Annotated in this window: 20 protein-coding genes and 1 tRNA gene; 2 read left to right on the top strand and 19 right to left on the bottom strand. The window is 57.8% G+C overall.

Features of this window, described 5'->3' with window-relative positions:
• Window positions 1-3 precede the first annotated feature (3 nt).
• The 18 genes from tsaB to glmU form a co-directional block, all read right to left on the bottom strand.
• Window positions 4-813 carry a tRNA (adenosine(37)-N6)-threonylcarbamoyltransferase complex dimerization subunit type 1 TsaB gene (gene tsaB, locus KSY55_RS03485; RefSeq protein WP_055063393.1) on the bottom strand — a complete coding sequence of 270 codons (810 nt, stop codon included), beginning with the start codon at window positions 811-813 and terminating at the stop codon, window positions 4-6.
• 74 nt (window positions 814-887) lie between these two features.
• Window positions 888-1,430, bottom strand: a complete 543-nt coding sequence (tsaE, locus tag KSY55_RS03480; protein ID WP_095279867.1) for a tRNA (adenosine(37)-N6)-threonylcarbamoyltransferase complex ATPase subunit type 1 TsaE — start codon at window positions 1,428-1,430, stop codon at window positions 888-890.
• 91 nt (window positions 1,431-1,521) lie between these two features.
• Window positions 1,522-2,499 carry a DNA polymerase III subunit delta gene (gene holA / locus KSY55_RS03475; protein ID WP_217749530.1) on the bottom strand — a complete coding sequence of 326 codons (978 nt, stop codon included), beginning with the start codon at window positions 2,497-2,499 and terminating at the stop codon, window positions 1,522-1,524.
• A 33-nt stretch (window positions 2,500-2,532) separates the two neighbouring features.
• Window positions 2,533-4,284, bottom strand: coding sequence for a ComEC/Rec2 family competence protein (locus KSY55_RS03470; RefSeq protein ID WP_217749531.1), 1,752 nt, complete (start codon window positions 4,282-4,284; stop codon window positions 2,533-2,535).
• Window positions 4,281-5,072, bottom strand: a complete 792-nt coding sequence (locus tag KSY55_RS03465) for a helix-hairpin-helix domain-containing protein (RefSeq protein ID WP_004221989.1) — start codon at window positions 5,070-5,072, stop codon at window positions 4,281-4,283. Before KSY55_RS03465 ends, KSY55_RS03470 begins: the two co-directional genes overlap by 4 nt.
• Before the next feature lie 174 nt (window positions 5,073-5,246).
• Window positions 5,247-8,219: a leucine--tRNA ligase gene (gene leuS / locus KSY55_RS03460; protein ID WP_117754666.1), complete on the bottom strand. Its 2,973-nt coding sequence runs from the start codon at window positions 8,217-8,219 to the stop codon at window positions 5,247-5,249.
• Between the two features lie 94 nt (window positions 8,220-8,313).
• The gene (locus KSY55_RS03455) at window positions 8,314-9,171 is read right to left on the bottom strand and encodes a transporter substrate-binding domain-containing protein (RefSeq protein ID WP_117754707.1); all 858 of its coding nucleotides are present in this window, start codon (window positions 9,169-9,171) and stop codon (window positions 8,314-8,316) included.
• 29 nt (window positions 9,172-9,200) lie between these two features.
• Window positions 9,201-10,151, bottom strand: a complete 951-nt coding sequence (locus KSY55_RS03450; RefSeq protein WP_003834895.1) for a magnesium transporter CorA family protein — start codon at window positions 10,149-10,151, stop codon at window positions 9,201-9,203.
• A 241-nt stretch (window positions 10,152-10,392) separates the two neighbouring features.
• Entirely contained in the window at window positions 10,393-11,181 is a 789-nt protein-coding gene (locus KSY55_RS03445) for a histidine phosphatase family protein (protein ID WP_072043554.1), read from the bottom strand.
• Window positions 11,114-12,022 carry a class C sortase gene (locus tag KSY55_RS03440; protein ID WP_226555617.1) on the bottom strand — a complete coding sequence of 303 codons (909 nt, stop codon included), beginning with the start codon at window positions 12,020-12,022 and terminating at the stop codon, window positions 11,114-11,116. The genes KSY55_RS03445 and KSY55_RS03440 overlap by 68 nt, the downstream gene beginning before the upstream one ends.
• Before the next feature lie 108 nt (window positions 12,023-12,130).
• Window positions 12,131-13,807 carry an isopeptide-forming domain-containing fimbrial protein gene (locus KSY55_RS03435; protein ID WP_217749532.1) on the bottom strand — a complete coding sequence of 559 codons (1,677 nt, stop codon included), beginning with the start codon at window positions 13,805-13,807 and terminating at the stop codon, window positions 12,131-12,133.
• A gap of 316 nt (window positions 13,808-14,123) precedes the next feature.
• Complete coding sequence (locus KSY55_RS03430; protein ID WP_055063388.1) at window positions 14,124-14,528, bottom strand: pyridoxamine 5'-phosphate oxidase family protein; 405 nt, start codon at window positions 14,526-14,528, stop codon at window positions 14,124-14,126.
• 490 nt (window positions 14,529-15,018) lie between these two features.
• Window positions 15,019-16,281, bottom strand: a complete 1,263-nt coding sequence (locus KSY55_RS03425; protein ID WP_004221966.1) for a Fic family protein — start codon at window positions 16,279-16,281, stop codon at window positions 15,019-15,021.
• A 351-nt stretch (window positions 16,282-16,632) separates the two neighbouring features.
• Window positions 16,633-16,705: transfer RNA gene (locus tag KSY55_RS03420), tRNA-Ala, on the bottom strand.
• Between the two features lie 163 nt (window positions 16,706-16,868).
• On the bottom strand, window positions 16,869-17,999 hold the full coding sequence (locus tag KSY55_RS03415) for a hypothetical protein (protein ID WP_004221963.1): 1,131 nt from the start codon (window positions 17,997-17,999) through the stop codon (window positions 16,869-16,871).
• 113 nt (window positions 18,000-18,112) lie between these two features.
• Window positions 18,113-18,844, bottom strand: a complete 732-nt coding sequence (locus KSY55_RS03410) for a histidine phosphatase family protein (RefSeq protein ID WP_022244725.1) — start codon at window positions 18,842-18,844, stop codon at window positions 18,113-18,115.
• Window positions 18,845-18,952: 108 nt separating this feature from the next.
• Window positions 18,953-19,360, bottom strand: coding sequence for a ribosome silencing factor (gene rsfS, locus KSY55_RS03405; RefSeq protein WP_117501910.1), 408 nt, complete (start codon window positions 19,358-19,360; stop codon window positions 18,953-18,955).
• A gap of 2 nt (window positions 19,361-19,362) precedes the next feature.
• Window positions 19,363-20,745, bottom strand: coding sequence for a bifunctional UDP-N-acetylglucosamine diphosphorylase/glucosamine-1-phosphate N-acetyltransferase GlmU (gene glmU / locus KSY55_RS03400; RefSeq protein ID WP_004221957.1), 1,383 nt, complete (start codon window positions 20,743-20,745; stop codon window positions 19,363-19,365).
• 298 nt (window positions 20,746-21,043) lie between these two features.
• Between glmU and KSY55_RS03395 the strand changes: the two genes are divergently transcribed.
• Both KSY55_RS03395 and KSY55_RS09060 read left to right on the top strand, forming a co-directional pair.
• Window positions 21,044-21,481, top strand: coding sequence for a cation:dicarboxylase symporter family transporter (locus KSY55_RS03395; RefSeq protein ID WP_226565225.1), 438 nt, complete (start codon window positions 21,044-21,046; stop codon window positions 21,479-21,481).
• On the top strand, window positions 21,417-21,680 hold the full coding sequence (locus KSY55_RS09060; RefSeq protein ID WP_270188774.1) for a hypothetical protein: 264 nt from the start codon (window positions 21,417-21,419) through the stop codon (window positions 21,678-21,680). Before KSY55_RS03395 ends, KSY55_RS09060 begins: the two co-directional genes overlap by 65 nt.
• 68 nt (window positions 21,681-21,748) lie before the next feature.
• Here KSY55_RS09060 and KSY55_RS03390 read toward each other — a convergent pair whose 3' ends face one another.
• The gene (locus KSY55_RS03390) at window positions 21,749-22,339 is read right to left on the bottom strand and encodes a PolC-type DNA polymerase III (protein WP_004221936.1); all 591 of its coding nucleotides are present in this window, start codon (window positions 22,337-22,339) and stop codon (window positions 21,749-21,751) included.
• Between the last annotated feature and the right edge of the window lie 84 nt (window positions 22,340-22,423).

The raw sequence follows: 22,423 nt of genomic DNA, 5'->3' as shown, positions 1-22,423 counted from the left end.
TCGTCACTCCGTGCGTTCCGCGCCGGCATGGTTGAGTACATGCTTCAACGGGTTCGGCACCGACACGTCCGGCCTGCGCAAATACAACGGTTCGACCGGCTCCGGATTCACCAAAGACTGTTGCGAAGTGGCGAAGGCCGCGAATCGTTCCAATCCGGACGCGCCCTCGTCGAGCAGCGCCTGATCGCGCACTTCGCCGCCTTCGGGAAGGCTTGCCCACGATTGCGCGTATTTCGCCGCTCCATGGCCGACGACGTCGACCACATATTCCACGTTCGGATCGGCCTGGCGAAGCCGTTCCAGCACCTCGTTGACACGGTTCGCAATCGATTCGGGATAGTCGATATCCATGTCGATCAGGGTTTCCACACAGCCGTCTTCAACGTTTGCGTCATGGTCTTCGCCTGCGCTGCCACCGGCCTCATAGCCGCTGCCATCCAACAATGTGAAATACAGCTGCTTGCGTCGCGCATCGTTCACGGCGAGCGTCAGATGATGGCGGCCGTCATGCTCCGCGTTGCGCACAAGCACCTGCGGGGAAAGCACATTCTGCCCGATAAGCTGTGCACCGGTGGCGAAGGCGAGCGCTTTGGCTGCAACGATTCCTGCGCGTAGTCCGGTGAAGGGTGCAGGTCCGATGCCTACGATGATGCGGTCGATGTTTTCCGGTTTGAGGCCGGCTTGTTCCACGGTTGTGGCGATGTTCACCTGTAGTTTTTCGACGTGGGTGCGTGAGTCGGTTTCGACGATGGGGTCGTGTCCGACCATGCCGACGGTTGAGCCGTATGAGGTGTCGATCACCAGTGTCTGCATTTTGTGGAAACTCCTTATGCCAAGCTGGGAACTACTGTACAACCGATGCTGGAATCGTGCTTGCTGCTGGTGTTTTAGCGGTTGTTGCGTGTGATGTCGAAGGTTTGCCAGGATGCGCCGACGGGAATGAAGGTTACGGTGCGGGTGCCGTTGCTGGTGAGTTCGTTGTCGGCTCTGCTTGTTTCGTCTGTGCTAACGGTGTTGAGTGGCCGGTCGATGTGGATTTCGAGGCGTTCCGGTGCGAGCGCGGCTGCCATCTGTTCTCCCCATTCCATGAGGATGATGGTGTTGTCGCTGGGGTCTTCGAGTTCTTCGTCGAGTCCGAGGGATTCGAGTTCATCGAGTAGTCGTTCGATGGCATTTTGGCCTGGGGCGTAGGCGTTGCCGCCGAGTCGGTAGGCGTCGACGTGTATGAGGTGGGCGGAGTTACCGCTGGGGAATTGGCCTTTGAGTTCGCGTGCGATGGTGAAGGTTGGCGAGACGATGGGTTCGCTGATGTTGAGTCCTGCGCCGAAGCCTTGTGCGAAGGTGGTTTTTCCTGCGCCGAGTGGCCCTGAGAGGAGTATGACGTCTCCGCCGTGGGTGAGGTGTGCGACTTGTTTGCCGAGTTCGCGCATGGCTTCGCCGGTTGTCGCTTCGACGGTGACGGTTTTGGCAGTGCCTTCGCTGGTGTTTTCGTTGGCGTCAGTAATGGTTGCCTCGCTCATGTTAGTTGGTTCGTCCTTTGCTGCTGATCAGTTCGATGGATCGTTCTAGCGCGTAGACAGGGTCCGATCCGTTAGTTTTGCTTTGTTCGTCGGCCCATGCGAGCATTTGGATGCATCGTCTCATGCCGTCGGAGGTCCATCCGGAGAGCTGTCTGGTGGCGTTTTTCAGCACCCATGAATTGGTTTTCGCTTCCGCTTCGCTGATGGTGCCGGAGCGTACGGCTGAGGCTTTGGCCATGGTGCGTAGTTTCATGGCGAGCGCTCCGATGAGTGCGATTGGCGCGGTGCCTTGTTCTATTGAGGCGCGCATGGCGATGATGGCGTCGGCGGCACGTCCGGAGAGTGCGAGGTCGGCGACACGGAAGCCGTCTATTTGGGGATTTGCTGTGAGGTATTGGTTGACGCGTTCCAATGTTATGGGATTGTCGTCGAAGTCGAAGCAGAGTTGTCTTGCCATGGCTGCGAGTTCGCCGGTTTTGTCGCCGAGTACGGCCACGAGTTGTTGTGCGGCCATGGGTTCGATGCGTCGGTTGCGTCGTTCGAAGCATTGTATGGTGAAGTTGAGTTTCGCTTCGGCTTTTTTGAGGTCGGCTACGGTTTCTTTGACGGCTCCGGCTTTGGTGAGTTGGTCGATGAGTCGTTTGCCTTTGATGCCGCCTTCGTGTTGGCAGATGACGATGCTGGCTTCGGCTGGATTGTTGACGGCTTGCTTGCAGTAGGCGACCATGGTTTCGCCGAGTTTGTCGTCGGCGTTTTGCAGGTTGGATACGATGACGATTGATCGTTCGGAGAGCAGTGATGGGCTTACCGCTTCGTCGAAGGCGTAATGATCGGCGTTGGTTGCGTCGAGTTCGATGGTTTCCGCGTCGGGGTGTTTGCGTTGCGCTTGGTGGCGCAGGTCGCGTACGGTCTGCTCGTTGAGGTACGGGTCGCCTCCGTAGATGAGGTGGAAGGGCGTTGTTGCGGATGGTTTCGGCATAGTATTCAATCTCGCTGTATCGGTGGACAAGATTCATTCGTTCCATTTCATGGTTTTGAGCGCGTTGTAGGTTCGTTCGCCCCATGCTTTCGCCCGTTCGATCGGATTGTGTATGAGGCGTCGGCCCGGCAGGTTTGGTTCCGTTGTGGTGATGCGGGCGAAGAGTGTTCCGGCGAATCGTGCGGTCGTGTATCCGATGATTTCGACGAGGATGATCAGTAGCGCGCCGCCTGCGTCTCCGGTCCATGGAATGGTGGCGTGGTCTCCTGATCCGAGGTTGAGGGCCATGAATTCCATGATGGCGGTGCCCCATGAGGCGAGGCTGGCGAATATGAACCCGAGGCTTGGCAGTATCCATGAGATGGCGAGACTGGCGAGTCCGGCAAGTGTGGAGAATCCCACGAAGGGTGCGACGACCAGATTGGCTGGAATGGAGTAGACCGGCAGTTCTGGTTCGATAAGCACTTGGATCGGCAGGGTGAAGAGTTGCGCGGCGATGGTCATGGCCATGGTTTGCGCGATGAATGCCGGCATGATCGGTGTGAGCCATGCGCCTAACGGTCCTGCGAACAGTACGATGCCAAGTACGGCGGCGCATGACAATGCGAATCCGAAACTGCGTGACATGTGCGGATTGACCATGAGCATGCCCAACGTGGTCCAGCTGAGGGTTGACAGGGCTTGCGTTCTTCGGCCGAGGAACAGGAAGCCCGCTCCCGCCAAACCCATGAGCAGGGCGCGCGACACCGAATCGGATGGGAACACGCACATCGCCAGCATGATGTACGACGCGCCGATGGCGATGGCCGTGACGCGTTTGGGCAGCAGCAGGAACGAGCAGACGGCGCGCACCAGGGTGGCGACGACCGCAAGATGCCCGCCGCTGACCGCCATCAGATGCAGTATGCCCGAACGTTGGAAGGCGTTTTCAAGCAGATTGGCGTATGTGGAATCAATACCCGTGCCCGTCTGGCCATTGCCACTATCTGGAGGAACGTAATCCTGCCCAAGAATACCTAAGGTCAGGCCGGGAACGAGCACTTTCCCTTGGTCGGAAAGCCGTGACGTCTGTTCGAGGAACGCCTGCTGCATCATGCCGATCGTGCGCAATGCGAGGTTCGGTCCCCGTATGCGTTCCACGGAGGCGATGTCCGTCAGCCATAGCGGCATGGCACCGTATTGCGATATGGCGAGCGTGCCCCGCATCCGGTATTCGCCGCCTTGTTTGAGCGTGCCGCAGTCCGGCCGGTCCGCATAGACGCGCACCCGCATCATGCTTGGCTGCGTGACCTGGCTTGCCGTGATCGTTGAGATCGTCGCATCAATCTGGCAATCGTTTGCACGTCTGTTCGAATTCACTGCGGGAGATGTCGTACGTACCAGCGTGACAACGTCGCTTTCGCCGTTTCTGGCCGCGTACGAGGCCGCATCCCTCCATTGCAATACGTCGTAGGTCAACGCGGAAGACGCGCATGCCATCGCCGCGACCACGCATACGATAATGCTGAAATGCCATGCCGAGACCGCCCGCCGCACGCCAACCGGCACTCGCAGCATAGGCGATCGCAGGAACGGCAATCCCAATAATCCCAATAATGCCAGCAACGGTACCGCCAATGTCACAACGAGCGGCAGCATGCCGAACCGACCATCCCGTTCGACGCAATAGTCGAATCCCATATGCGTGGCCAAGCTCGCCGCCCACCCGCATAGGGCGGCCGGCAGCAGACGCCAATCCCTGCTCCCCTGCTCCCCATCCCGCCATTCGAACGTGTTTCCTCTCATCGTGCGCACACTTGGTCTCGGAATTTCGCCAGCGTTTTCTCGCCGATGCCTTTGACTTCCAACAGTTGGTCGACATTGTCGAAACGGCCGATCTGATTGCGATAGTCGATGATGCGTTGCGCGGTCACGGGGCCGACGCCTTTCAAGGTCTGCAGTTCGTCGGATCCTGCGGTGTTGATGTTCAGCAGACCGTCAGCCGGATCGGCGGGCTCCGCTGGTCCGGATGTTGGTTCGCTCTGGCTGTCGGGTTCCGTGGATGGCTGCTGGCTTGGTGTTGTTTGCGTGGACGCCGTCTTGTCTTTCTCGGTTCCGTTCGCCTTCGATTGTTCGGATTGGGTGATCTGCGATTGTTGGAGCGCACTGTAGTGGACGGCCTGTTGGATGAGCATGGTCAGGCTTGCGCAGAGCGCGCACGACAGGGTGAGTATGGCGATGACCGCGTGGATTGGTTGGAAGACGAGTCGTGGACGGTCGCGTTTGGGCCGGTCCTGTTCAGTCGGTTTGTCGGAAGGCTTGACGCCGGCCAGATCCCGCAATGTGGGTTTTGCGGGTTCAGGCGATTGTTCAGTTGTCGCGATTGCAGTGGACGTTTCAGCCGCTGCGGAAATCTCGGATATTGAGGTTGTTTCGGATATCGCGGGAACAGCATGTTCGTTGCGAACGTTCTGCCCGCGCGCGTTCTTTCCACGTGTTTCGGGCATGCCAAGTCCGCGCAGCCGTTGCGCGGACTGCGATGCGGTTTCGGCTTGCCTGTTGCGCCTGCCCGGCGGGGTAACGATAATGCCCATGCATCCAAAGTGGAGGATGCATGGGCATGTTGTCCAGTCGAAACGGCCCCTGTGGTCGAAGGATGGGAGTTATCCACATGTTCGGCGTGTCGCCTTATGCGGAAACGGTTCCCACCCTGTTGGAAGCCTCGTCAAAGGTCTCGCCAGAAGCCGTTGGATCCGTTTTTCGAAATATCATTCCGCAGGAACGATGGACACGATCTTCGGAGCCTTGACGATGACCTTGCGCGGTTCCTTGCCGCCCAGACGATCGGCGACGGCTTCCAACGCCATCTTCTTAAGTTCCTTAGGATCGATGTCGGGCGAGACCTCGAGCTTGGCGCGCACCTTGCCCTTGATCTGCACGACCGCGGTGACGGCGTCCTGGCCGACATAGCGTTCGTCGGCCTTCGGCCATTCGGCGTGGGCCAACGATTCGCCGTGTCCGAGCTTGTTCCACAGTTCCTCGCAGATGTGCGGAGCGATCGGGGAAAGCATCAGAATCAACGGTTCGACGGCCGCGCGCGGCACTTCGTTGAGGCTGGTCAGATGGTTGTTGAGCACGATGAGCTTGGCGATGGCCGTGTTAGGACGCATCGCTTCCATTTCCACGGTCACGTCGGCGATCGTGTTGTTCAGCAGCTTCAGCGTCTTCGTGTCGAGCTTACCATCGGTGACGCGCACTTCGCCGGTGTTCTCGTCGACGACGTTGCGCCACAGGCGCTGCAGGAAGCGCATGGATCCGACCACGTTGCGCGTGTTCCACGGACGGGATTCGGCCAGCGGGCCCATGCCCATCTCATACAGGCGGAAGGTGTCCGCGCCGTAGTTCGCATACATGTCGTCCGGCGTGATGATGTTCTTCAGGCTCTTGCCCATCTTGCCAAACTCGCGGTTGGCGTGCTCTCCGTTCCAGGTGAAGGTCGGCTCTCCGTTGGCGTCGGCCGGGCCTTCCACCACTTCGGCGGCCGGCACGTACTGGCCACGGTCGTCGGTGTAGGCGTATGCCTGGATCATGCCCTGGTTGAACAGCTTGTGGAACGGTTCCGCGGAATCCACGAAGCCGAGGTCGAAGAGCACCTTGTGCCAGAAGCGGGAGTACAGCAAGTGCAGCACGGCGTGCTCCACGCCACCGATGTACAGGTCCACGCCGCCGGACTTGCCAGTGGTCTCGTTGTGGTTCGGGCCCATCCAGTAGTCGAACTCGCTCTTCTCCACCATGTGTTCGGTGTCGGTCGGGTCGAGGTAGCGCATGTAGTACCAGCAGGATCCGGCCCAGTTCGGCATGGTGTTGGTGTCGCGGTAGTAGGTCTTCTTGCCGTCGCCCAAGTCGAGTTCGACCTTCACCCAATCCTCGTTGCGGCTCAGCGGCGCTTCAGGATTGGATTCGGCGTCTTCCGGATCGAAAGTCTTCGGGCTGTAGTCCGGCACGTCCGGCAGGTTGATCGGCAGCTGGTCGTCCGGCAACAGATGCGGGGTGCCATCTTCGCCGTAGACGATCGGGAACGGCTCGCCCCAGTAACGCTGGCGGCTGAACAGCCAGTCGCGCAGACGGTAGCTGACCGTGCCCTTGCCGACACCAGCCTCTTCCAGCCATGCGTTCACCTTGTCGATGGCTTCGTCCACGCGCAGTCCATTGAGGCTCAACGCGTCGCCCTTGGCACGGGTGGCGTCCACAGCGGAGTTGATGACGATGCCGTCGTGGGAGACGAACGGAGCCTTGCCCTCATAGTTGGCCAGATCGTCGCCGGATTCCGGCAGCGGCTGCACGGTGTAGGTGACCGGCAGACCGAACTTGACCGCGAAATCGTAATCACGCTGGTCGCCACCCGGCACGGCCATGATGGCGCCGGTGCCGTAATCCATAAGCACATAGTCTGCGGTGAACAGCGGCAGCTTGGCTCCGGTGATCGGGTTGATGGCGTACAGGCCGGTGAACAGGCCGGTCTTCTCGCCCGCCTCGTCCACACGGTCCTTGGCGGTCTTGGATTCCGCGGCCATACGGTAGGCCTTCACAGCCTCGACCGGAGTGGCGTAGCCGCCCTTCCAGTCTTCCGGAGTCTCGGACGGCCATTCGGCGGGAACATCCTCGAGCAGATGATGCTCCGGGGAGACCACGGCGAACGTGGTGCCGAACAGGGTATCGGGACGGGTGGTGTAGATCTCCATGTCCTTGACGCCGTTCGGGGTTTCGACGTCGAAATGCACGGAAGCGCCGTGGGATTCGCCGATCCAGTTGCGCTGCATGAGCTTGACCTTTTCCGGCCAGTCGATGCCGTCAAGATCTTCGATCAGACGGTGGCCGTATGCGGTGATGCGCATGGACCACTGGCGCAGCTCACGCTGGAACACCGGGAAGTTACCGCGTTCGGACTTGCCTTCGGCGGTGACCTCCTCGTTGGCGAGCACCGTGCCCAGGCCCGGGCACCAGTTCACCGGAGACTTGGAGATGTATGCCAGGCGGAAGTCGTTGAGCACGTCGGCCTGCTCGGCTTCGGTCAGATCATTCCACTGCTTGCCTGCGAATCCCGGAATCTCACGCTCGCCGGATTCGAACTGCTCCACCAGCGTGCTGATCGGGCGTGCGCAGCCCTTGGAGCCAGACGGGTTGGTGGCATCCTCGTCGTACCAGGAATCGTAGATGCGGGAGAAGATCCACTGGGTCCAACGCACATAGCCCGGGTCAATGGTGGCGAAGGAGCGGCGGTTGTCGAAGCTCAGGCCCATACGATGCAGCTGGCGGCGCATGTTGGCGATGTTCTGCTCGGTGGTGATGCGCGGATGCTGGCCGGTCTGGACTGCATATTGCTCAGCCGGCAGACCGAAGGCGTCGTAGCCCATGGCGTGCAACACGTTCTCGCCCTTCATGCGGTGGTAGCGGCTGACCACATCGGTGGCGAGGTAGCCGAGCGGATGGCCCACATGCAGGCCCTTGCCCGACGGGTACGGGAACATATCCATGGCGAAGTACGACGGGCGTCCTTCGGCGTTGCGACCCTTGCCGTCCTTCAGATCGCCATTGACGTTGGCGGCCCAGAAGGTGCCTTCGTCATCCCAAATCTTCTGCCATTTTTCCTCAATGCCCTGAGCCAAATCCGCGTTGTAACGGAACGACGGTTCGGCTGGTTCGTTCGACTGCGTCTGCGCGCTTTTCTCAATGTCACTCATAATGCATGAAACTAGCCGCGCAACTGGACACTTCGCAAGGCGTCAATCATTATGCAAGAAGCGTTTTGCAAAGCGTCACGCAAGGCGGGGGCCGTCAGCCTTCCGACGCTGCCGAGAGCGTTATCGCGGGAGGGTTGAGCGACATGTCGGGAACGTAGCCGATCGACTGTTTCATCTTGTCTATGGCCTGCTTCCACGAGCCGTCGTCCATCATGGACTGCAATGCGGCGTCGATCTGTTTGGCCAGCGTGGATTGGCCGGATTTGACCGCGATCGCGTACGAACGTTCGCCGAACGTTTCGCCTACGACCTTGAGATATCCGCCTCCCCTGTTGGATGCGAGGCCCGCCGCTATGGCGTCATCTGCCGCGATGGCGTCCGCCTGCCCGATCATCAATGCCGTTTCGCATTGCGGATACGTGTCGCGTTCGCTCACGGTCACATCTTCCGCAAGATTTCGCACGCTGTAGGAGGGTACTCCTCCTTTGGCCACGCATACCGTCCTTCCGGCAAGATCATCGGTTCCGGTGATGGTTCCCGCACTGTCGGAACGTACCAACAATGCCGCATGCACAGTCAGATACGGTCCTGCAAGCTCAACCTCACCATCCTGAACGTCATCAGCGGCGAAAGCATCGACCACCATGTCCACGGTGCCGTCTTCAAGTGACGAAACGCGCGTCGACGGCAGCACCTGTTTGAACACGATCTGTTTTTTCGCGAATCCCAGCGTGTTCGCCACATATTGCGCCACGGAAATATCGAAACCCGAATACTCTCCCCCATGCAGAAAACCCAAACCAGGCTGGTCCGCGGCCACGCCAATCGCAATGGTCGGCCCCTGCGCGAGACCATTGGTCACTACGGAAATGGAAGTGCCGCACGCGCTCGTGCACAATACGGTCGAAGCGGCGCATACCAGCGCCGCGATATTTCGTGACAGACGTGACAGACGTAGCATACGCGCGATTCTACGCGATTCTACTTGAACATGCGCGAACGCGTCAGGAACCAGGTGACAATGGCCGAAACGACCAGCGAGATTCCGATGATCACGGCGAAGCCCCACGGCTTGTCCGTCAACGGCATGCCTAGCATGCCCTCCTGGAAGTTCATGCCGTACATTGAGAAGATCAATGTCGGAATCGACAGCGTGATGGAGATGATCGTGAAGATGCGCATCACGTTGTTCAGATTGTTCGACACGATCGACGCGAACGCGTCGGTCATGTTGGCAAGAACGCCGCTGTAGATGTTGGCCATCTCGATTGCCTGCTTGTTTTCGGTGATGACGTCGTCGAGCAGATCCTCGTCTTCCGGATACTGCTTGATGCGCGGCAGCGTGGTCAGCTTTTCCATCACGATTTCGTTCGATTTGAGCGACGTGGTGAAGTAGACCAACGTTTTGCTCAGTTCGAGCAGCATGAGAATCTCACGATTCTGCATGGAATGGCGCAGTTTGAGTTCGAGCTTGTCGCTTTCGCGGTCGATGATACGCAGATACCGCAGATACATGGTGGCGTTGCGGTACAGGATCTGCAGGATGAAACGCGTTTTCATATACGTGTTGAAACCGCGGATCGTACCTTCCATGAACGGGTGCAACACCGGAGTGTCCTGCATGCAGACGGTGATGATGGCCGACTGCGTGATGATGATCGACAACGGGATGGTCTCGTACCAGTCTCGCCCGCCGCGCTCTTCGACGGTTGGAATGTCGACGATGATCATCGTGTAATCGTCTTCCACGTCCACGCGGGAGCGTTCTTCGTCATCAAGCGGGGCGCGCAGGTCGGCGAGATCAACGCCGGTTTCCATGGAAACGTTGGCGAGTTCCACATCCGTCGGATCCGAAAGGCATAACCAAGATCCGTTTTCGGGTTTTTGGATCTGCTCCACCTGGCCGTTAATCGTTCTGAACATTCTCAACATGTCTCTCACCCGCCTTTCGCGCTTTCCGACGTTCTATCGCTGTACGGCAGCCCGAATCCAACATCTCCGGCGATCGGTCTCTTGCGATCGATCTGGAACATTCGGGCAAACAACCTTATTTAGGATAGTCCCACCTTGAGAGTTGGCCGGCCGCGTGCCTGAGATTTCATCGAGAATTCATGTTCGACGCATGCGTCCGCGGCAGGCGACAGTCACTGCAGATCGTTGCGGTTACTGCGGATCACTGCACGATGGGCTTCCACAATGGCATGTTGGGGCCTCGCAATTCCTTCGGCCCATTCTCCCAATCGGTAAGCGCGGCGATGGCGGGACCTTGGTTGAAGGCGTCGAGCTTCCACTGCCATGTGTCGGGATCCGCAGGACCGTTGGAACCGCCTGTGTTGACGCTCATGCTCGTCCAGAAGGCGTTGCGCATGGCTCCGAGATTGTTGAGGTCGTCCGGATCCATGTCGAGCAGCACGGCGACGGTGGCCACGATCCACGATCCATGGCCGACTGCGAGCAGCGTGGTGGCCGTCGGATCATCGGCATGTTCGGCGATGATGCTTCGTATGGCTTGGGAGCCACGCTGGCCGGTATGCCTGCGGCTTTCGACGCCATGCTTGGTTTCGCCTCCGGTGTGGGCACGCCATGAATGGTAGTCGTCGGCGTACTGTTCGAGGATTTCCTCGCGGGTCATGCCTTCCCATTCGCCGAAGCTGCGTTCGCGCAGGCGTGGGTCGAGGGCTACGTCAAGTCCGAGAAGGTCGGCGATGGCGTGAGCGGTCTGTTGGGCGCGGAAAAGGTCGGATGATACGACGACCATGCGTCGGCTCGCGGCCGGTGCCTCGTTGATTTCGTTAAGATCGGCGAGATACGCGCCCTCGTACGCGGGTTGGGCGAGTTCATCATTATGGTCGGCGATGTGCGCGACTTTCGCCCAATAGTATGTTTTGGCGAGTTCATAAGCGCTTTGGTCGGCCTGCCACCTGCCGACGATGTCGAGGGGAATGTCGATTTGGCCTTGCAGTCGTCTTGCGAGATTGTATGCGGTGCGTCCGTGGCGCAGGAAGAGTACTTCGTCGATCATGCATTTCATTGTAGCTATGCCGTGCGAGTGTGGTGAGGGTCGCCCAGATGGCTGTGAGCGCGAATGCCGTGGTGGAGAGGGTTCCGTCGGTGAGGCATCCTGTTTCTGGCGGGCATTCGTCGTGGTTGGGGACGCGCGTTCCTGTGATGAGAAGCCGGTGGGTGTTGATGCCGTATGGGGTGCAGGTCATAAGGGTGGCCTGATCGGCGCTGGCGTCGTGTTTGTTTATCCAGGTGAAATCGTCGGGGGTGATGGTGCGGATTGTTTGCACTTGATAGGTGAGGGTTTCGCCGAGGGTGGTGATGGTGAATTCGTCACCTTCTCGGGCTTGGTCGAGTTTGGTGAACATGAGTTTGTCGGCGAGGCCCCGGTGTGCGGTGATGACGGTATGGGTTCCCGCTCCCCCGATTGGCAGGGATGTGCCTTCCCAATGCCCTGCGCCGATGGCGAGCGTCTGTTCGCTTGTTCCGTGGCGTATGGGTAGGCTGATGCCGAGTTTCGGGTAGTTGATGGTTGCCATGACGTCGCTGGGTGGGATGACGAGTTGCCGATTGTATTCGTCGGGATTTTGCGTTGCGGGTTCGCCGTCTGTTTGGTTGCTGGTTTGGTTTGCGAGGCGCGCGTTGTAGAGTTTCGCCTGCCGTTTGCTTTCTTGGATTGCCTTGTTTGCGGTGTTGGTGATGGTGGCTGCGTACGCTTTGACGTTGGCTGCTTGTTGGATGTTGTCTTCGGCGCGCATGATCAGGGGGATGCTGATGATGAGTGCCGTTGCGGTGAGCATGGCGGTTCCCACGCACCATCGGATGATGCTGCGTTTGTTGGGCGCTTTTTTGTGCCGTGGTTTGCTATGCGGGGGAATCGCCATGTGTTGCCTATTGTCGGATGTTGGCTAGTCGTTGCTTGATCGGCACATGCGCAGCATGACGATGCCTCCTATGAAGAGGAGTGCCGCGATGCTGAAGAGCATGGTGAGGCCTGCCGCACCAGTCAACGGTATTTCGGTGATGGTACGGATGTTGGTGACGACCACGGTGTGGCTGTCGCCTTTTTTGATGAGGTTGTTGGGGTCGGATTTGACGTCGAGGCTCCACGTCATGTTGGTGTCGTCAACGTTGACGGTGACGACTGCGCTGGGCAGCATGAGCGACGAGTAGTCCTGGGGCGCTTGTGTTTCGGTGATGGTGTATTCGCCTTTGAGTCCTTGGATTTTGGTTTCGCCGGCTTCGAATGTGGTGGTTGTGGTGGTATCGCCGCTGGTGGCGAGGCGGTAGGTGCCGTTGCCGAGGGCCACGAGTTTCAAAGGCGTTTTGTCGCTGGCGCCTTGGGCGATGGCGAATTTCGCGCCGGTGAGCTTTTGGCTTTTGGCGTCGACCTTGCGTAATGCGATTTCACCGGTGCAGACTTTAACCTCGTTGCCGGGCTGGTTGTTGTGGCCCTGCCATGCGTTGGGATTGTGGGAGTATTCCAAGTCGATGGAGTTGACGTTGCAGGGGCTTCCGATGACCGCATTGCCGTTGAGTCTGGCCTTGTAGGTGACTGTGATCGTCGCGCCGACCGGCAGGGCCGCCTTTGATGCGTCCGAGGCGAGAATGTCTCCGTTGACGCCGAACAGCCAGCTGATGGTTTTGCCGTTGACGTTTTCCTTGTAGAACGTGCTCGCCAATGCTTTGCCGCCGACGGTGATCGAGGTGAGCGAACCATAGTCGAGACCCGCGCCAAGCGTATCGTTCAACGCAAGATAGTAGTGCTCGTAGCCTGTCCAGTTGGGGATTTTCTGCGTCACACGGTAGGTCAGGTCCTTGCCTATCGCTTCGGATGCGCTGTCTTTCCAGGCACTGCCGACGTTGACTTTTTTGTCTGGCGATTCCACGTTGGATACCTTGTAGATCACTTGCCCGAGGGTCAGGGTCGTGCCGCCGGCCGTACGTAGTTGGTTGACGCCGTTGACCGCGGTGCCGTTCATCATCATGATGGACGCGGTTGTTTTGATGGCGGTGCCGCTGCTTAGTGTGGTTGTCGCCGGTGTACGGTCCACGATGGCGTAGATTCCCGGTACGAGTACGTTGCCGGTCGACATGGTGGCTTTGTCTTGGCTGAGTGTGGAAACCGCCGTTCCATCCTGCTTGGCGAAGTTGGTTTGTTTGGCGAGGCTGTTGCAGAAGTTGCGTAGCTTTCCGCTCCATGGATCGCTGCGCGAGTCGGTCAGGTTCTTCACCACCCACACCATCGGATCGTTTTTGCCGTTGACGGTAAGGTTCGTATCGGTGGCTCCGGCCGCTTTGGCTGCCGCGGTGATGTCGGATGCCAATGCCGTGTTCGTGGTCAGATCGTAGCCGACGATCGTGTTGCCGTCCACGCTTGCGGCGGTATATGTGGCAAGCTGGATGGCGCGGAGGTCCTTGCCTTCGAGGCTTTCCCCGTTGCTTGCCTTCACGCTCATGGACTGCTTGACGCCTAAATCGCCGAGTTGCGGCGTGGCTTGGGCCGTGCCCGGCATGGTAAGAGCCGCGATCATGCCCAGCGCAAGCATGGAGGTCCATCGGCGGCGTATGGTGTGTTGTGTCATGGTTCACCTTCTTTGGTTGTTGGTTGTCGCATAGGCGTCTTCGCTTATGCGTGCAGACCAGCATGGCAGAAACCAATATTCGCCCGCCACCTCTTTAAGAAAATCTGTGGATAAGTGGATGAGCGAACACTTATCCACACTTATCCACAACCCATGCATGCAACTGCCGTATAGGAATCCATGGTCGAACCGCCGCGAACGATATGCTGCAGATTCGCGATCTTCCGTTCCGATATCGGAGAACCGCAGACCGGACATACAGTCCCGTCTGCGGTTCTCCGATATTGTCGTTTCGACTGGTTCAGTATGGAACCGATCAGTCCTTGACGATGGTTTTGCCTGCCGTAGCGCCCGGAGTGAGATCCTGAATTTCCGTGATCTCCAAAACCGGAATGGTCATCGGCTTTTTCGTGCCGCGTTCTTCGGCGACTTTGACCTGTTCGTCATAGATGGCGTCATCGGAATGCAGCACGACGTTGCCGCGGAAACGGTATCCCTTCTTCTGTTCGAGGTTGGCGACCGCGACGACCAGATCACTGCCGTCAAGCAGGTTACGGTATGTCTGGCCCGCGGTGCGCTCGTGGTAGCCGATATGGTTGTTGTCGATGATGAACATGCTCATCTTCGGACCGAGATCGACCTGGCCTTCTTTGCTGATGGTGGCCACCCATGCGAGGTTGCTGTTGAGGAATCCCTTCATCTCATCGGTGAGATCTGCCATGATGCCGTCCTTTCGTCTATATGCCCATGGAATGCGGGCATACTTTCAGACTACGACAAGAAACCCCACAACGCATGTTCGCCCAACGTGAATAACATCACATACGCGCTCCATCTGAAACCGAATTTAGGAGAGATAACACCTGTTTCGCACTTTGCTGAGGCGTCAGACCACGATCATCCGCTATCCAATCAATCATGGAAAAGAAAGGATTGATTTTGGGTTGGCATCAGCGGTATCTGCTGGACGATATGCACGTCGAGTTGATTCGCAATGGGTTCAAAGACAAAGCCTGCAGCATGCCGATATCCGCACTTGGTTTAGATATTGTGTGTGAATTCCTTTATTCCATTGATGGGTTTTTCCCTCAAAAGAATTTATGCAGATTCAGACATTTCCGATTTAGCCTGGGCTTTTTGCGATGTGGCAATTCTTGTTTGCTGGCTTAGATATGTCAGACAGTATCTGCCAGAGAAAGCACAAAGGCATTTTATTCCATCCCCCATTCTCGCTTTGCTTGTATGCGCGTACGCAACGCCCCGGAGGCCCTGAATCTGAGAGGGCGTCTTCCTGTGAACTCGATGAGGCTCGCGCCCGCCAGCTCATCCACGTATTTGCGGATCGTCTGTTTCGTCAGCATGAGGTCGCCGCCTGCATCTTCGAGCGTCATGGACTTGGTGGTGTCGAACAGCTCCTCCTGCATGACTGCGTAGAGAAGCAGGGTCGCGTTCGTGGACAGTGCATGTTCCCTCCGTAGCTCGTCACGCAGGACGGTCGCCTTGTCGAGCTGGTCGATTTTGACGCCGAGCTCCTCGATCAGGGATTCCTGCGCCCGTTCGATGAGTCCGAGGATGGTGTATACGAAGAACGTGAGTTCCCCGCTGTTGAGTTTGTCCTCGGCCTCAGTGAACGCCTTGTAGTATTCGTTCTTGTTCTCCGCGATCGTCCTGGAGAGGGACAGCACGGTGGGCAGAGTGAGATCGTTGCTGAGGTAGAGCGCGAGCAGATACCTGCCTGTCCTGCCGTTGCCGTCGTAGAACGGGTGGATGTATTCGAACAGGAAGTGGCTGGCTATCGCCCGCTGCAGGAACGGTATGGTATCCGACCGGGCGAGGTCCATCATCTGTGCGAGCAGCGCTGATATCCGCGCCTCGCTGCTGACGCCGCTGTGGATGACGGTGCCGTGCGGTCCTTGGACCTCGACATCGCCTTTCCTGAACAGCTCCCCGTCGGGCCTGTTCTTGTCGTCGATCTCGTCGAGGGCTATCTTGTCGTAGATGTCCCTGATGTCCTCGAGAGTCTTGGGCAGTTCAACGTCGCGATTGGTGAGGTTGAGATACAGTTTCGCGAACTCGCCGAACCTGGCCTTCTCCATGTCGCCCTCGGTCCTGGCCTGCCGGGCTGCGGCCACGGCGGCTTCCGTCTCCTTCCGCGTCGACCTGACCCCCTCCATCTCGTTGGTGGCGAGCAATTCCTCGGATATGGCGTGGTAGATATAGTTCCACCGCATGACTCCTGGGATGCTCCGCCACATGGCCGATACCCGGCGTTCGGCGAGGAGCACCTTCTGTGTGAGCATGCACACGCAGCGCGGCGTGGCGATGAACAGTTCGCCCAAGGGTGTGCCGATTCCGGTTGTGAATGTGGAGTCCGCTTCGAGGCGTTGTCTGACGAGCCGGTCGTGGTTGGCGTAGGAGTCCATGCTCCTGTCGGCGTGGAACAGCCGCGCCAAAGTCCTGTATTCCATGCTCATAACGGTCACTGCTTTCAAAAAGTCATTTATATTTTATGAGAATTATAAATTAGAAGCACTCATAAGACAAGACAAAGCATCTATGAATGAAAATTAACAATAAGCCCATGTCGGCTCTACCGTCCGTCGCCGACACCCCTGCCGACACAGGTCGTTCATGCGTCCGTCTGTTCGGCTTGTATACGATCTTGCCGAAGGTTCTCCGCGTCGTCGTGGAAGTCCTGTTTCTTTACCACCTTATAACCGGTTTCTATCACCTTGAACCGTTTTTGAGGTTCGGCAAGCACGTCCGCGAAACAGCGTCGTTTCAACAAAAAGGACCACCCCTTACGGAGTGGCCTTCGATAATCGTGGAGCTAAGGGGATTCGAACCCCTGACCCTCTCCATGCCATGGAGATGCGCTACCAGCTGCGCCATAGCCCCAAAGTCTGCCCTGCAAACTCTGTATAATATACATCGCAGACATAAGTCACGCAAATTTCGGCGTGTCGCCCGCACTGAGGAATTGGCATGAGTAAAACCGCACTACGCAATCACCTTATGTGAACCTTATGCGGGCGACATGGGAAGTGCGCCACCAGCGACATTAGTTACTACTTGCATCTCCCGTCGAGCCGGTAGTACCGTCGGTGGATCCCGACGTGCCAGTGCCAGTCGAACCATCGGTTCCGCTGTTTCCGGATCCGGATGATGAGCCATCACCAGTGGTGCCGGACGTGCCTCCGTTTGAGCCAGTGCCGTTGGACGAATCCGTTCCGTTCTGGCTGGAACCATTGCTGGAATTATCGGATGACGACCCGCTGTTTCCGGACGTGGATCCATTGGTATTGCTCGATGTGCCGTTGGAAGTGGACGAGTCGGTGGATCCGTTGGTGGTTTTGTCGCTGCCGTCCGTGGTGGTTTCGTCGTTCGAATCCGTGGAATCGGACTTAGGCTTTTGCACGGGGGTCTGCCCGTCGCCAGTCTGATAGTCATCGGTATTTCCATGCGAAGGTACAACCTTCTCATGCACCACGTCACGCACCACGGTGTCCGTCCCCTGACCGCCGGTGAAAGCAAGAATCAATCCCGCGCTCACTCCCACACCAACCAAAGCACTGACGAATGCGATGATCGCCGGAGCGTACTTGCTATGCAACCAATTCGAGGAACGCTGCCCAGCATGCTGTACTCGGGCATCATGCGCGCTTCCGAGTGTTCCGGTCTTACCGGTAACTACGCCAACATCGCTGACGCCACGCTGTCCGTTCGGGAAAACGGAAGTCTCCCCTGCCCCGGCAATATCGCCGAGCGCACGAGTCGCATCCGCATATTCCTGTCCGGAGGAAATGACGCGCGGTAAACCGGACTGCGCTACCGCAGCCGTATCGGCAGACAATACCATCGTGACATCCGACGCAACAGGAGACGATCCAATAATCCTCGTCTCATCATCCTGTTCGGAAGAGCCAAGCACCTGCGTTTCATCCGCAGCTCGCTCATTCGAAACCGTCTCGCTACTCGACGGGAACGGCACGGCCTGTTGGATCTTCTCCCCTGATGCCTTCAAAACGTTCTTGTAGACCTGCGTGGCAACCGCGGAAACAACCGAACCCGCGGCCACACCAATCACCGATCCCGCGATACCGATTTTCGCGGAAAGTAGGAATGACGTGACCGCCGCCAGCGCACCCGCGCAAATCGACGAAAAAGAGATTCCCTTAAAAAAGTTTTTCACAAGCCATGACGATAGCTAATTTCGCTATGAAAGTACTGGCGATTCTGTGAAAAGCTTGAAAAAGCGGTGACAGACCAGCGTCCGACATCATGTATCGGCCGGCTACAGGCTGGCTACAGGCTGGGATGCTCCCATTCCTCGGAATCGGCGATAGCGGGACCGTGATTGTAGTCCATCAAACGCCAACGCAATGTGGAACCGATCTCCAATGGAATGAGCCGCACCCAGTGAGCGTTGCGCATCGACAAAATGTCGGCGAAATCGCCATGCGCATCCGCCATTCCCAGCAGCGTCTGCAACGTTTGGGAAATCCATGCACCATGCGAGAACACGTACAAGTCCGTGTCGGATCCGGCACGGAACGCCCAATCGTTCAACGCTTCGACGCCACGACGTCCGACTTCCTCCTTGGGTTCGGCACCGTATTTGAGTTCGCCGCCACGGAATTCAGCCCAGGAACGATAGTCTTCCGGGTACCGTTGCGCGAGTTCCTCAACCGGAATGCCTTCCCAATCGCCGAAGCTGCGTTCACGCACGCGGATGTCGGGATGCACTTCCAAGCCCAGCGGGTCGGCGAACGCATGCGCGGTGGCTGCGGCACGCCCCAGATCGGAACAGATGACCAGCCGGTTCGGAATATCGGGACGACGATCAACATACAGTTCACGCAATGCGTCGGCCGTCTGGCGAACCTGCCATTGTCCGACTTCGTCGAGGGGAATGTCGATCTGGCCTTGCAGACGATGCTGCGCATTGTAGGCGGTACGTCCGTGACGCACCAGCGTGATGGCGTGCACGTGTTCCGGTACTGCGCTGTTATGCTCAAGTTCGACGTTTCGAGGCATGCTGCTGCTCTCCGTTGCTTTCTCGATTATGGAATGTTTGCGAAAACTGCTTCGCTTGATATGAAAACATGCCTTCCGCATCTATACGGGAAGGCATGTTCATACGTGTTATTCCGCGGTTTCCGCGGTCTCTTCGTCGGAAGTCTCCGGATGTTCGAGCTGCAGGTCGATGCTCGGGCAATCCTTCCACAAGCGTTCGAGGCGATAGAAGTCGCGGGACTCCTGATGCATGACGTGGATCACGAAATCACCATAGTCGAGCAGCACCCACTGGCCTTCGGTCAAGCCTTCGCGGGAACGCGGTTGACGCTTGCCGCTTTTGAGATACAGGTCCTTTTCGATCTCTTCGGCAACCGCCAACACCTGACGTTCGTTCGAAGCGGTGGCGACGAGCATCGCGTCGGTAATGGCCAATGGTTCGGTGACGTCGAAGGCAACAAGGTCGGTGGCCTTCATACGGTCGGCCGCGGCGGCGGCGATGCGGATGGCGTCGATGGAATCTTGTACTGCCGGCATATTCAGCGCTCCCATTCGGGCTTCCAGCCCTCTACTACATGTTGTGTGTTTTCGGAATAGACCATGGAATCGTCCGGAACGTCGTGGCGTACCACGGAACCGGCTCCGGTAGTGACGCCGCTGCCGACTTCGACAGGGGCCACGAACAGGTTGCCGGCACCGACGTGCACGTTCGATCCGATGGTGGTGTGGTGCTTGTGCACGCCATCATAGTTGGCGGTGATGGTACCGCCGCCGATATTGGTGTGCTCACCCAAGTCGGCGTCGCCGACATAGCTCAGATGCGGCACCTTGGTGCCGTTGCCGATGTGCGCCTTCTTCATTTCCACAAAGGCGCCGGCCTTGGACTCCTCGCCAAGATCGTTGCCCGGACGCAGGTACGTCCACGGACCGATGTTGGCCGCGCGACCGATGTGGGTTTCCTGCACGCGGGAACGCTCCACATGGGCGTCGGCATCGATGACCGCGCTGATAAGTGTTGTGTATGGGCCGACCTGCGCGCCCTCGCCGATCACGGTCTGGCCTTCCAGGAAGCATCCGGGAAGGATCACCGCATCGCGTTCGATACGCACGTCATCTTCGATCCACGTGGTTTCAGAGTCGAGAATGGTCACGCCCTTACGCATCCAATGCTCGCAGATACGCTTGTTGTGAGCTTTGGCGAGCGCTGCGAGCTGCACGCGGTCGTTGACACCTTCGACGCTCAACGGGTCGGGGGCGGCGAACGCACCGACGGCACCGTTGGCTTTGGCGGTTTCGAGTGCGTCGGTCAGGTAGAACTCGCCTTGGGCGTTGTTGGATTTGAGGTTGGCGATCGCTTCAGCCAGCAGTTTGGCATCGAACACGTAGACGGACGTGTTCACTTCATGCACGGCCAGTTCGCTGCTGTTGGCGTCCTTCTGTTCCACGATGCGCAGCACGTTGCCTTTGCTGTCGCGGATGATGCGACCATAGCCAGTAGGATCGTCAAGAATGGTGGTGAGCACGGTGGCTCCGTTGCCGCTTTGCTCATGGAAGGCAAGCAGCTGGTTCAACGTGTCGGCGTCGAGCAGCGGCATATCCGAAGCTGCGATCAGCACCGAGCCGTCAAGACCGCCTTGCTCCTTCAACTGCGTCATGGCGCACTGCACGGCTCGCCCGGTGCCGGGAATGTCGTCCTGATTGACGATGGTGACACGCTCATTGTAGGAGCGGGCCGCTTCGGCGACTCGTTCCGCCTGGTAGTGCACGACCACGGCCAACGTTTCAGGGTCGAGCGCCGACACGGAGTCCATCACACGGTTCAAAAACGTCTTTCCGGCCAAAGTGTGCAGCACTTTCGGCTTGTTGGAACGCATGCGGGTGCCCTCACCCGCCGCAAGAATAATCGCGGCACTTAATGCCATGTCTAATCTCCAATTCCTCCGGCTCTCACAAATCCAGACACGAAGCCAGTTATCCGACGTTCCATCTTAAAACGAGCCCTCCCTAAACGCAAAACAACCACGTCTCGGAATGACTTGTGGAGCGCTGGAATGTCAGCATGCGTGCCTCGGAATGACTACCGTCTGATAGACGACTATGGAAAACAGCAATAACTACAAGGCGTTGCGCCGGAGACGGAGCGGATAGATTGATGTCCGACATGAACGTGGGGGTATCTCACGTAATGTATCACCATTTTTTGGGAAGGGAATGATAGTAATGTCAGACATCGCATATGATTGGATCGCCCTCGGCGTAGCCGCGATCCTGTTCGTCATCCTGGCGTTTCTCAAACGTAAGAAAAACGCGGGTTTCACCACACGCGTGTTGCTTGCAACGGCATTCGGTATCATTTTGGGAATCGCTTTCAACGGCCACACTGATTATGTCGGCGCGGTGGGTTCCATCTGGTCCAACGCAATTACCGCACTGGTGGTTCCGCTGCTGCTGTTCAGCATCATCTCCAGCATCACGAACCTTGGAGAGTCCATGCGCTTAAAGAGTATTGGTGCGAAAACCGTATTCTTCCTGCTGCTTAACACTGACGAAGTTGAATCCAATCCACTTCTTCAAAGCGTTCTTCCCTGCCGGAGTGGTCGCGTTCACCTCGGAAAGCAGCATCGGCACGGTTCCAGTCACCGTGCGTCAGTTACGTAGCGCAGGCGTTCCAGGAGATATCGCCTCGTTCGTTGCCGGAACGGAGCCCTCACAGAGGGCAAATATCACGAATGACGCCAAATCCGATTCAGCCAACGTCTCCCACCAACAGAGCGGTTTCGCTCTGAACTTCGCACCCAATGCAATGTTCTCCGCCAGTGGAGATGTCGCCTGCTGCGGCACGAAGCCGAACAAATAATCCATCCACAAATCAACAGACACCTGTGGGAGAATACCGGATCGAAGTGTTCGAACGACGTTAGGCTGTCAGAGCATGCCGAGCAGCTCGGCCTCGTCACGCATGGCGCGGTACAGCATCCACTCCTGCCTGGCGTCGGACAATGCGCGGTGCTCCTCCATGTCGGCGATGTGGTAGTCGACGATGAGGGTGGAAACTTTGTGGCTTCGTTTTTCCGGATGCAGTCGACGGCTGAGGTCCAGAGTGTCGACGAAATGGTGCGCAAAGCGCGCGTCTCGCTCCGAGTAAGCGAGCTGTACAGCATTGTCGAGGAACGACATGTCGAAGGACGCATTGTGCGCCATGACCACGGCTGTGTCCGAACACCAGCGTGCAAACTCATCCATGACTTCACGCACATCCGGTTTGCCGAGCAGCATGCCATCGTCGATTCCCGTCAAACCAGTGATTCTTGACGGGACGTGTTCGAACGGGTTGATGAGCTGGTCGAATTCGTCAACCAGCTCATCATTACGGATTTTGACCGCGCCGATCTCAATGAGCTTGGCACCTTTGCGCACACTCAATCCGGTTGTTTCCGTATCGATCACGATGTAATCCGTGAATCGTCCGGACAACGGGTCCAAACGTCGGGAATCGCCACTTCTATGCGCTGCCATTCATCTCACCTCTGCTCTTTCATTTGCGATGTATAGCTTAATCATTCCAACCTGACTTTCTTAGCCGGGGAAACATAACAAAAA

Origin of the sequence: Bifidobacterium sp. MSK.13.1 (assembly GCF_019131435.1) — a bacterium.
Lineage (GTDB): Bacteria > Actinomycetota > Actinomycetes > Actinomycetales > Bifidobacteriaceae > Bifidobacterium > Bifidobacterium pseudocatenulatum.
This window is presented reverse-complemented; position numbering and strand designations above follow the sequence as displayed.

Coding starts and splice junctions, on each gene's coding strand:
- tsaE (WP_095279867.1), bottom strand. CDS start 1,430: ATGCGCGAACTCGGCAAACAAGTCGCACACCTCACCCACGGCGGAGAC.
- rsfS (WP_117501910.1), bottom strand. CDS start 19,360: ATGCCGGCAGTACAAGATTCCATCGACGCCATCCGCATCGCCGCCGCC.
- KSY55_RS03465 (WP_004221989.1), bottom strand. CDS start 5,072: ATGGGCATTATCGTTACCCCGCCGGGCAGGCGCAACAGGCAAGCCGAA.
- KSY55_RS03425 (WP_004221966.1), bottom strand. CDS start 16,281: ATGAGCATGGAATACAGGACTTTGGCGCGGCTGTTCCACGCCGACAGG.
- KSY55_RS03430 (WP_055063388.1), bottom strand. CDS start 14,528: ATGGCAGATCTCACCGATGAGATGAAGGGATTCCTCAACAGCAACCTC.
- KSY55_RS03390 (WP_004221936.1), bottom strand. CDS start 22,339: ATGGCAGCGCATAGAAGTGGCGATTCCCGACGTTTGGACCCGTTGTCC.
- KSY55_RS03395 (WP_226565225.1), top strand. CDS start 21,044: ATGTCAGACATCGCATATGATTGGATCGCCCTCGGCGTAGCCGCGATC.
- KSY55_RS03450 (WP_003834895.1), bottom strand. CDS start 10,151: ATGTTGAGAATGTTCAGAACGATTAACGGCCAGGTGGAGCAGATCCAA.
- tsaB (WP_055063393.1), bottom strand. CDS start 813: ATGCAGACACTGGTGATCGACACCTCATACGGCTCAACCGTCGGCATG.
- KSY55_RS03470 (WP_217749531.1), bottom strand. CDS start 4,284: ATGAGAGGAAACACGTTCGAATGGCGGGATGGGGAGCAGGGGAGCAGG.
- glmU (WP_004221957.1), bottom strand. CDS start 20,745: ATGGCATTAAGTGCCGCGATTATTCTTGCGGCGGGTGAGGGCACCCGC.
- KSY55_RS03435 (WP_217749532.1), bottom strand. CDS start 13,807: ATGACACAACACACCATACGCCGCCGATGGACCTCCATGCTTGCGCTG.
- leuS (WP_117754666.1), bottom strand. CDS start 8,219: ATGAGTGACATTGAGAAAAGCGCGCAGACGCAGTCGAACGAACCAGCC.
- holA (WP_217749530.1), bottom strand. CDS start 2,499: ATGCCGAAACCATCCGCAACAACGCCCTTCCACCTCATCTACGGAGGC.
- KSY55_RS03410 (WP_022244725.1), bottom strand. CDS start 18,844: ATGCCTCGAAACGTCGAACTTGAGCATAACAGCGCAGTACCGGAACAC.
- KSY55_RS03440 (WP_226555617.1), bottom strand. CDS start 12,022: ATGCTCACCGCAACGGCACTCATCATCAGCATCCCCCTGATCATGCGC.